The organism is Sphingomonas flavida, from assembly GCF_036663655.1.
Classification (GTDB): domain Bacteria; phylum Pseudomonadota; class Alphaproteobacteria; order Sphingomonadales; family Sphingomonadaceae; genus Sphingomonas.
The window spans coordinates 210,479-220,587 of sequence record NZ_JAXOJH010000006.1 but is presented as its reverse complement, the minus strand read 5'-3'; the positions used below and the strand labels follow the sequence as shown (position 1 = coordinate 220,587).

9 protein-coding genes are annotated in these 10,109 nt (G+C 65.8%); 1 reads left to right on the top strand and 8 read right to left on the bottom strand.

Translation table 11 applies throughout. The annotated features are described in order from the left end of the window. The first annotated feature begins 189 nt into the window (after positions 1-189). A complete protein-coding gene (locus tag U1703_RS09420; RefSeq protein WP_332785483.1) occupies positions 190-2,802 on the top strand; it encodes an AAA family ATPase in 2,613 nt (870 codons plus the stop codon). A gap of 268 nt (positions 2,803-3,070) precedes the next feature. Here U1703_RS09420 and U1703_RS09415 read toward each other — a convergent pair whose 3' ends face one another. From U1703_RS09415 to U1703_RS09380, 8 genes are all read right to left on the bottom strand, one after another. Next, positions 3,071-3,337, bottom strand: a complete 267-nt coding sequence (locus U1703_RS09415) for a hypothetical protein (RefSeq protein WP_332785482.1) — start codon at positions 3,335-3,337, stop codon at positions 3,071-3,073. Positions 3,338-3,539: 202 nt separating this feature from the next. Next, positions 3,540-5,504 carry a relaxase/mobilization nuclease RlxS gene (gene rlxS / locus U1703_RS09410; protein ID WP_332785481.1) on the bottom strand — a complete coding sequence of 655 codons (1,965 nt, stop codon included), beginning with the start codon at positions 5,502-5,504 and terminating at the stop codon, positions 3,540-3,542. Positions 5,505-6,077: 573 nt separating this feature from the next. Then, complete coding sequence (locus U1703_RS09405; RefSeq protein WP_332785480.1) at positions 6,078-6,689, bottom strand: lytic transglycosylase domain-containing protein; 612 nt, start codon at positions 6,687-6,689, stop codon at positions 6,078-6,080. Beyond that, the gene (locus U1703_RS09400; protein ID WP_332785479.1) at positions 6,677-7,258 is read right to left on the bottom strand and encodes a S26 family signal peptidase; all 582 of its coding nucleotides are present in this window, start codon (positions 7,256-7,258) and stop codon (positions 6,677-6,679) included. Before U1703_RS09400 ends, U1703_RS09405 begins: the two co-directional genes overlap by 13 nt. Further along, positions 7,255-7,485, bottom strand: a complete 231-nt coding sequence (locus tag U1703_RS09395) for a helix-turn-helix domain-containing protein (protein ID WP_332785478.1) — start codon at positions 7,483-7,485, stop codon at positions 7,255-7,257. Before U1703_RS09395 ends, U1703_RS09400 begins: the two co-directional genes overlap by 4 nt. Positions 7,486-7,612: 127 nt before the next feature. Next, on the bottom strand, positions 7,613-7,912 hold the full coding sequence (locus U1703_RS09390; RefSeq protein WP_219018253.1) for a DUF736 domain-containing protein: 300 nt from the start codon (positions 7,910-7,912) through the stop codon (positions 7,613-7,615). A gap of 834 nt (positions 7,913-8,746) precedes the next feature. Continuing rightward, entirely contained in the window at positions 8,747-9,151 is a 405-nt protein-coding gene (locus U1703_RS09385) for a DUF2958 domain-containing protein (protein WP_332785477.1), read from the bottom strand. Then, entirely contained in the window at positions 9,148-10,104 is a 957-nt protein-coding gene (locus U1703_RS09380) for an ArdC family protein (protein WP_332785476.1), read from the bottom strand. Before U1703_RS09380 ends, U1703_RS09385 begins: the two co-directional genes overlap by 4 nt. Between the last annotated feature and the right edge of the window lie 5 nt (positions 10,105-10,109).

Here is a 10,109-nt window from a genome sequence, read left to right as displayed (position 1 = left end):
CCATCCATGGCCTATGGAACGCCATCGGCCGCATCCTCGACCTCTACTCACCACAGGAATGTGCCAACTACTTCGCCGCGTGCGGATATGATGCAGACTGATCGAAAACCGCTCTAGCGGTGAAAGAGGTCGGCTGAGGAGGATCAAGTGGGGAAGCTGGGGGACTGGATAGCAGGCCAAAGCGCTTGGGTGAGCGATGCGCTGCAGCGAGCAGCACTGGCCGATGGCCCGACTGCGGAAGATGCGGAAGCCATCGCAATCCGGGTCCAGGCGGCGCACGGGATATCCGTCGAGGGGCAGTTAAAATGCATGGCCTTCGACGAGGCTTGCCTCGTCCCGAATGGCACTGCTGCTGCCCACGCTCTCATATGCTCGATCGGCCCGCTCGACCATGTCGATCGACTGGTTCCAGGTCAGGAGCTCAAATTCGCGCTCGACGGGCTGACGATCATCTTCGGCGAAAATGGCTCGGGCAAGAGCGGCTACGCCCGCGCGGCACGCCGCCTCTGCACGTCGCGCGTTCCGTTCACGCTGCAGGGGAATGTCTACAAAGAGAATGAGGCGGCGCCCACGGTAGGATTTACCGTCAAGACCGGGGACGCCGATGCGGTCGCATATCAATGGGTCGAGGGTACGGCTCTCCCCGGCGCATGTGCGCACATGACCTTCCTCGATACCGCCAACGCGCGCACCTATGTCGAAGACAAGACCGAGATCCTGTTCCTCCCGCCGGAAGTCCGCTGCCTGACCACTTTGGGTCAGCTCTATGGGATGGCCGCGCAGCAATGTCAGACAGCATCCGACGCGTTGACCACCGCCCATAGCGGCGCCGTCGGTAGGCAATTCTCACCGACTACGACGGCCGGAGCGCTCGTCACTAAGCTATCGACAGTAACAGCGCTCACCGATCTACCGTCGGCCGACGCGCTTCGGGCTGCGGCAATCTGGGACGACAACGCCGCCGCCCAGCTTGCCGATGTGCGATTACAACTTGCTCAAGGCCCGGCCGCCCAGGCCAGAACGCTCCGCCGATTGGGCGACGCCGCCAAGCTGATCGCCGACAAGGGTATCGCCGCGATCCCCTCACTCGGGCAGGCGCAGATCGATCAGGATGCGGAGCTCGTGCGCAAGCGCGCCGACGCGCGCGTCGCTGCCGATGCGTTCGCGGCCGAACAAGTCGGCCGCTTCCCGATTGCGGCAACCGGCAGTGATACATGGCGCCAGTTGTTTCTTCTCGCACGGCGGTTCGCCGCGGAAGCCGGGCTCGTGCCTGAAGATGGCGCGTTCGAGACAGGCGACCCCTGCATGCTCTGTCAGCGGCCATTGGACGCGGAAGCGCGAGACCGATTTGCCGCATTCGACGCCTATATCGAGGCGGAGGCGGCCGCAGCGGTGGGTGCTGCTAACGACGCCATCGCGACACGCCTAGCGGCGCTTCGCGCCCTGGATCTCGTTGCTGCCGAACAGGTCCTGCAGACCCTCGCCGAGCATCGCGCCAGTGACGAGGCGCTGCGCGCAATTGTCGAACGTGCTGCGGAAGCGATGGGGGCGTTGAATGAGCATCGGCAACGCCTGGTTGATTACCTGGAAGGGAGATCAGCCGTCGGCGACCGCCCAGAAATCGCGGCGATCGTCACGCTCTCTCGCGCCGCAGATGATCTTCTCGCCCGCGCCGCGACGCTCGAGCAGGAAGGTGGTGTCGATCCGGCGGCGACCGCGCTGGAGCAAGAGTTACGCGACCGCGAGACATTGGCCGGCTGTATCGAGATGATGATCAACCGACGCGACGGTCTTGCCGACCGCCAGCGCTACCTGGCCTGCGTGGCCGCGTTGGGCACGCGCCCGATTTCGATCCTCGCGTCGTCCTTGAGGGGCGAGCTCGTCACCCCCGAATTACGCGGCCGGATCGAGCGCGAGATTACAGGCCTCGGCATAGAGCACGTCCCGCTGCGATTTACCGAGCAGAGTGCGTCCGGGAAGAGCTTCTTCGAAATGGCGCTCGCGAGCGTCGGCCGCGCGAAAAAGTCGGCGGTCTTAAGCGAAGGCGAGCAGCGGGCGCTCGCCATTGCCTGCTTCTTGGCAGATGTGCATGTCAGCGAGAGCAAGGGCGCCATCATCGTCGATGATCCTGTAACCAGCCTCGATCATCAGCGTATCCGCCGCGTGGCCAACCGCTTCGTGGATGAGGCGGCGCGCGGCCGACAAGTGATCATCTTCACTCATAATTTGCTGTTCTATCAGGAAGTGCTTCGCGCCTGTGCCGATCGCGATCGGCAAGTTCCGGCGCTGCCATGTCTTATTCAGCACTCGACGGACGGATTTGGTCTCGTGTCCATTAATGACCAGCCTTGGATCGCCAAGAAAGTGCGCGAACGAGAGCGGGCATTGGAAGAGCAGCTAAAGTCCATCCCGGATGGGCTCGCCGCAGATAGCGAAGAGCTGCGCCGCCACGTCAAACAGTTCTACACCGATCTCCGCGAAACGTGGGAGCGCGCGGTAGAGGAGGTGGTTTTAGGCGGCGTGGTCGAGCGGTTTGGATCTGATGTGAAGACCCAAAGCCTGAAGATGGTCGATATCGACGACAACGATTACCGGACGATCTTCTTCGCCATGAAGCGTGCTTCGGAACGCTCCGGACACGATCAAGCAAATGCAAAACAGATCGATGCTCCCGACAAGAAGCAGATGGAATCGGACCTGATTGAACTCAAAGGATTTATCGCGACACACAAAAAGAAGGGCCAAGCCGCAAGCGAACGCCGCAAGGATTTGGAGCAACCACCGAAAGCGAAAGTCGTTTAATAGGCTATCCTACGAGCGCATCACCGCTTCGAGCTGCATGTCCTGCCTCGCTAACGACCGAAAATAGGGCGCGTAGATGCCGTCACTAGCTTCATGAACAACCGTCCGCTTACGCCGTCTAAGCGCTCGGAAGCGGCCGTTCCGCTCCCCACCAGAGTTCCGACCTCCCTGTTGGCGGCCCAAAAATTGAAGGCAGCGCACACGGTCGTCCATTTGGCATATTCCGACCGCGGGCCGTGATCATGGCAAGCGACAACGACTGTCGAGATCAGACGCTAAGAACGATGGGCAACACCCTGGTCAATTCCGGCGCACCATCAAACACGGCAAAGCGCACCGGATAATCGCGATAATCGTCGACGTCACCGGCGCGTCGCAATGTCTTCAGGTACGTGGGACTGACGATACGCTTCACACGGGCGAGATGATCACCAGGAATGGTGCAGGTGCCGTCCGGATTTCGCTTCAGTGCCGGCAGCCCCCAATGATACATATCCTGGGGGTCTCCGCATTTTTCACCCAGGATATGTAACACATTACGGCATCGACCCAGCGCCAGCTTTTGATAGACCTGCTCAAGCGACAGATCGTTTGCGCGCTCGAATTACGCAACGCGTGCGTCCATCCTCTGACTGTCTCGCGAGCAGTAGCCGATGGCGAGCTCGTCGGGATTGCGCGCGGGCTAGGAACTAGTCGGGCCTTCATGGGCGCGCATCCTGCACGGCACAGATCCAAATTCAGCTGATCGTCGGACCTGATCGTCCTCGCCCGAACTGCCAACTGATGCCGTCCGCTCGCATGATCCCCGAGGTGGCCTTGCCGATGTTGCGCTCCAGCACATCGCGCCATGGTACGAGTGTAAAATCCCGCGACCGTTCGACGACGGCGTAGCTTCCGCTTTCCAGGTCAACGCGACGCGCGATCACGCCCTCGATGCGGTCCCCGTTTTGCGCCGGTTCGAACGGCTTGCCGAACTGCTGGGCGAGCCGGCCGCCGGCATCCCGCATCTCACGCCGGCCAAGCTCATCCAGCGCGCCATTGCGCAGCTGGAATTCCCGGCCTTCGCCCGTCGCCAATTGCTGCTCGATCAGCCACTGCCTCCGCGCGGCCATCGCTGTCCGTACCTCTCGCCCGAAGCCCGCATCGCGCACTGGGGCGCCGATGCCGGTCGCTAGCTCGCTATCGAGCCACGTCGGCGCTTGGACCGTCGAGAGGTCGCCGACTTGCCGTGACGACAATATCGACAGCGTAACCGGACGATCGCGCTGCTGCCGCTGCGCGAAGGCTTCGGCGCGGGCGAGATGATCGCCGGGGATGATCCAGCTGCCGTCCGCCAAACGATCTGGTCCGGCGCCCGCGCGGCGCATCGCTTCGAGCCGCCGCACATGGCTGGTTGCGAACGCCTCGCTGGCACTAGGATCGTGGCGCAGGTGCAGGTCGACCGAGTAGCGACCGCCGTTGGCACGGGCGACGACATCGACCGTACGATCCGCCTGGCTCGCTGCGGCCTTGGTCGGCTCGATCCGCACCGTGGCCCCCTCGGGCACCGATGGCGTCGCGTCGCCGCGCCCGATATCGACATAATGGACGCGACCATCGATGCCATCGATGATCATGTAATGGCGATCACGATGCTCATCCGAAAAGCCACGGTGGATCACGCGTCCGACGAGCGGTTCGCGTAGCTCCACGGTGATCACCTGCTCGACCCCGGCGCGGTCGAGCCGGCGCCCGGTCAGTTCGCGCTGCATGAGCCGGACGATGTCACCGCGCTCGACCATGCGACGCAGCGTGTCCTCAAGCCCTTCCGCCAGCCGGTAGCGGCCGCCACCCAGATCTTCGGCCAGGTCCATCGCCCTGAGCTTGCGCAACCGACCCGCCGCGATCGACTGCTGGAAGGGATCATTGTCCGTCGCCGCCACGGTGCGATCGGCATCCATCCGCCGTAACAATCGCCGGTCGATCGCGGTCAGCCGCTCCTGGTCGACATCGTGGCGGAGACGATCCTCGATCTCGCGGTCGGTGCGCGGCCCGAGGTCGAGCGTCACCAGCTCCGACGCGCGCTCGCGCAGACCATGCGAAATATACTCGCGGGCGATGATGAGATTGTCGCCACGATCATCGACGCCGCGCAGCACGATATGGGTGTGCGGGCGCTCGGTGTTGAAGTGGTCGACCGCGACCCAGTCGAGCTTCGTGCCGAGGTCCTGCTCGGCCTGCGTCATAAGGCGGCGGACATAGGGCTTGAGGTCGGGATATTCGGCGCCATCCTCGGCCGATACGATGAAGCGGAACTGGTGCCGATCGCCGGCAGTGCGCCTGAGAAAATCGTCGCCGTCGGCGCGATCGGTATCCGGACCATAGAGCTCGCCCGGCAACCCTTCCCGAGTGACGCCGTCGCGCTGGATGTAGCGCATGTGGGCGCGGGCGGCCTGGCCGCCTTTCCCGCGAAGCCGGATGAGGCTCGCCTTCACCACCGCCCGCCGCGCGCGCATGCCTCTGAATCGATCGCGACTAGAGAGCAGCCGGCCGACGCTCGCGCCGCGCCCGATCCGGCTGCCGTCGAAGCGGCGCGCCGTCACGCCGGTCTTGGTGCCGGCGAGTCGCGCCGCGGCGAGGATGCGCCCGCCATATGTCGGCGCGCGCTTGCCGTCCTTGCTCCGGCTCCTGCCCAGCTTCGGCTTGAAGTCGTCGTCAGGCATCGAAATGCCCCGAAGTCTCGCGATTTCGAGCCGAGCCTAACGAATTTCCGCCACTTCTTGTGCGACAGTCTCGCAGCCGCAGGCTGCTGTCTCCTGAAAAAAGGATGTGCAGACAGGTGCTTATGCGGTGTCGCGAGACACTGCCTTTATCTTGTTTCTCCTTCCTTCCTTCCTCCGCATCCCCAAGGTTAGAAAATGGGGGAGAACCGATGCCGGGCCACCGCCGTCTATCACGGCAAGAAAGCTCGCGATGCGTGCGCTTCGAGCGTGGTATCGAACGCCCGGTCCGGCGTTCCTTGCCGCATGTATTCCAGCGCAATGCCGCTTCCCCGGCCGCCGCAAACCGGTGCGCCAATGCCCCTCCGGCACCGCGTCCGGACGGCCATTCCACCCAGGCGCTCAATGCGTTCATCTCGCGGTCCGACGCCGCACCTGTGTCCTCGACCATGCCCATCACGACCTTCCGCGTGGTCGTCCTCACCATCGGGAACGGTGTCGGGAGGGTGGCCGAGCAGCTATAAGGACGGCGAAGAAGTAGCGCGCCGCGGAGCGCATATGCGAGGCTCATCGCGCTCAATCCGCCTTCGAGAGTGCGACGAAAATCGACGATCCGAGAGCCGTTTCTTCACTGCCTGGATAGACCACTCGCACATCCCTGCGCACCGCGAACAGCGATGGCGGCTGGGCTGCCGGTATCCGCACCGGCATCCGTCCGGATGTCGGCGGTGCGACCCTGGCGAGATAGGCCGCCGTCTCGGCCGGCAGGCGAGCGTGTCCCGCGAGATAGTCGGCATAGCGCCCCGGGCCGGCATTGTACGCGGCGAACAGGCCGGGATACCCGAACCGATCGTACATCAGCCGCAGGTAGAGCGTGCCGGCGAGGATGTTGTCGCGCGGGTCGTCGGGATTGTCGCCGAGGCCGAGCCGGGCGCGCATGTCGACCCATGTGCCGGGCATCAATTGCATCAGACCGATAGCACCCGCCGAGGAGCGGATCGGGCGCCCGTCGAGCATCGTCCGCCCATCGCTCTCGGCCCGCATGACGCGCTCGATCCACGCCGTCGGCACGCCGAAACGGCTCGAGGCCTCGACGATATAGGGACGCAAGTCGGCGACCGTTTCCGCATGCACTGGCCCGGCATAGAGCGCCGACACGGCGGCGATCCAGAGCCTCACCATGCCCATAGCAGCCGCGCCTTGCCGACGATATCGACGCCCTCGGTCACCCCGAAATAGCGTCCGTCGAACGATGCGGGCGCGTCCATCAGGAGGAAGCGCTGGTCCCCGCGCAGCCGCCGGCATCCCGACCAATGCGGCATTGGCCGCCCCGCGCGATCGACGTCCAGGCGCTCGGCGACCGGCCGGCCGTTGACGAAGACCCGGCGCCCCAGCGCACAGACCTCGTCACCGGCCGTAGCCGCAACCCGCTTCACCAGCGGCACGTTCAGGGGGAGATAGCGGCGCGTGGCGGCGAGCCGCCGATAGGGCTCGGGCAATTGCGCGACCACCATGTCGCCGGGCCGTGCCGCGGTGCCGGGGGAGACCGCATAGAGGCCGATGGGCGCGCTGGCGCTCGCGTTCCAGACGAGGCGGGGCGCGGGCGGCAGCGCGACGGTCGACAGCACGACAGCGATGCCGACCGCGCCGATGGCGATCCGCCGGACGCGCCGCCGATGCCTTGCCTTGTCGGCGCGCAGCGTGTCGCCCCAGTCGAGCAGCGGCGTGCCGGCGATGCCGGGTCGACGCGTGCTCATCGTTCGAAATCCCGCCCGGCATGCTCGCGGCTCCAGCCGTCGAGATCGTCGATATGATATTGGACGAAGCGGCTGTGGCGGCGATAGAGCGGCCCCTTGCCAGTGCGGCGCAGGCGCTTCAACTGCCGGCCCGACAGCTTGAGATAGGCGGCGGCCTGGTCGGTGTTGAGGAAGGGTGAGCCGCGTTTGGCGCGGTTCGCGCGGGTGATCTCGTCGTCGAGGTCCATGCTTGCGGTGTCCTTCGCAAATCGGCGACCCGGGATCGGTCGCCTGGGACCCCAGGACTGCGGGAACCGGCCTTGAGGCGGGAGTGTCGGAAACCGCATCGGCGGTCTTGGACACTCCCTGGGCCGGTCAGCGGGACCAGATGAGCTTCCACTCCGCACCGTCGCCCTGCACCAGCTGCGCGTAGATGGGTGCGGGCAGCGAGGGATCGTCGATCTTGAGGCTGAGATACTCGGTGCCGCTCTCGCGCGCGGCCTTGGTCCAGGCCGCGCCGATCTCGATCGCACCGGCGTGGATGCGGTGGTCGGGGGCGCGGTCGTTGTCGCGTTCGCAGGGGCGGATCGTCGCCTTGGTGTTGAGCGTCAGGGTGCGGATGGTGCCTGCGAAGACGCCGTTGTCATCGCGGACGAAGCTGCCGATCTGTGCCATGTCACTGTATCCTTGCTCGCGAGAGCCGCCCTCTTGCGGCCTCGACAGGCGGTCGACCGGCAGGCGCGCGACGACGCGCACCGAAGGCCGAAACGGACGTGGAGGACGGCGCAGCCGTTGCGCGGGAACAGGAGTGGGCCTGCCAGACCCGCCGTCGGCGAGGCCGTGGGAGGGCGGCTCTTGCTTGGGAGACTTGGACACCGAACAGATCGGGAGCCCCGTGATGACCGATGCCGGATTCGCCAGCCGGCCAGTTCCCCATTGGCGTGATACCGGGCCTGGATCCTCCCGCCGATAGACCGATTACCAAGCCCGGCCACCCCATGTCGTGCAGCGGTTCGATGGCTGGAAATGACAGGCCATAGGCCGTGAGGAGAGCGACCGCCCAATTGGCCTGATCGACCCGCGTGAGCCGTGATCCTCCCGAGTGGTGATATCCCGACGGGCGGGGGAATGCCGCTCAGATACGTCAGCGCTGGGTGGCATGGTCCGTTGCCACCCTGCCACCACCCGCCGTCGCCATGTACGCCGAGCCGGTCGAGGTGATTGTCGTGGCGATGCCCCCGTTGATACTCGCCGCAGACATCGACGCTCGCGAGGCAGCACGCCCTCGTCCGCGTTGATAAGCTGTCATTTTGTCGATGGCGGGTATCGCGACCACGGGCGATTCTTTCCTTTTCGACAGCGCGCCGTCGCCCCCGCAGCGGGGCGGCGGCGCGCGATTTTTTGTCAGGCCCTGCCGCCTTGGTCGCGCCAGCGCGTCGCGAGCCAATCCCTCGCCTAGCGCCGTATCGAGGAGCCGGTGCGACGGCGACCGGCTCCCCTTCGCCCGCGTTATCCGCCATCCGGTTCGGTGGGCGGTTGGCGCCGCAGCAGCGCCTCCGCCCAGATGATCGACCCGGCACTCCGCGCGGTCGCCGCCCAGACCGAGAGCGGGACGAGACCTTCGAAGCCGATGTCGCGCTCGATTTGGAGTCCATAGGGCAAGCGGAGCGCGGCGAGTTCGCGCAGCGAGAAGGCGCCGAGCTCGGGACAGCCGAAGCCGAGATCGGCGAGGCCGAACAGCGTGTCGCCATCCTCCCAGAGCTCGGTCGCCAGCCATGTTCCGGCACCCAGCGGATTGAACAGCTTCACCACCGGCATGGGGTCCGGTTCCGCCTCACCAGTGCGCCCGGCCGCGCGGCGGGCCAGGTCGTTGGTGCGCAGGGCGAAGCGCAGGTCGGGGGTCAGGAGGGTCATGCCGCCACCCTCCGGGCTTGCGCCTCGGCATGCCGGGTAAGCAACCAGTCGGCAGCGCGCGACGCGGCCCCGGCCGCACGGAAGATCGCGCGGTTGTCCTCGCGCAGGACGGCGAGCCACGCGGCGATATAGTCGGCATGGCGGACGGTCGGCACGATGCCAAGCGCGGCGCAGAGGAAGGCCGACCCCATCTCGGCGACCAGTTCCTCGCGGGCATAGCCGGGCGTCCCGAAGGCGCTGGACAGGTCACGGCCCAGGCGCGCGGCGTGGCCGGTCGCATGGGTCAGTTCGTGGAGGCAGGTCCGGTAGTAATTGACCTGGTCGAAGAAGGCCGGCTGCGGCGGCACGACGATGACGTCCGGCGACGGCGCGTAATAGGCCTTGTCGCCCCCGACCCGGAACGCGACGCCGGAGGCAGCGATGACCTCCTCGGCGACCGGCACGATCTCGCGCTTGGGCAAGGGCGCCGGATCCGCGGCGAGATCGGGGGGCAGCCCCTCGCATTGCGCGGCGTTGAAGACGGTGAAGCGCTTGAGGAAGGGAACCGCGCGGGCATCGCCACCCTCGGCGATCGCACGTTCCTTTTCCGCCTCGGGCACGAAGCGGTCGGCATAGACGACGGTCGTTCCAACCTCGCCCTTGCGGACATGGCCACCCGCCGCGAGCGCCTGGCGGAAGGTCAGCCAACCCTGCGACGGATAGCCCCTGGCGATGACCTCGCCCCACAGGATGAGGATGTTGATCCCCGAATAGGGCCGGCCGGTCAGCGCATTGCGCGGCAGGCCGGGACCGACACTCGATCCGTCGGTCCCCCATGGCTGGACCCAGGGCACATGCCCCGCCTCCAGGTCGGTGATGATCCGTCCCGTCACCTCGTCATAGAGCGATGCGCGATCCGCGCGCGCCTTCCCGCGCTCTCCCGAAACACGACGCTCGTTGGTGTTCCTGTGCATGTCCC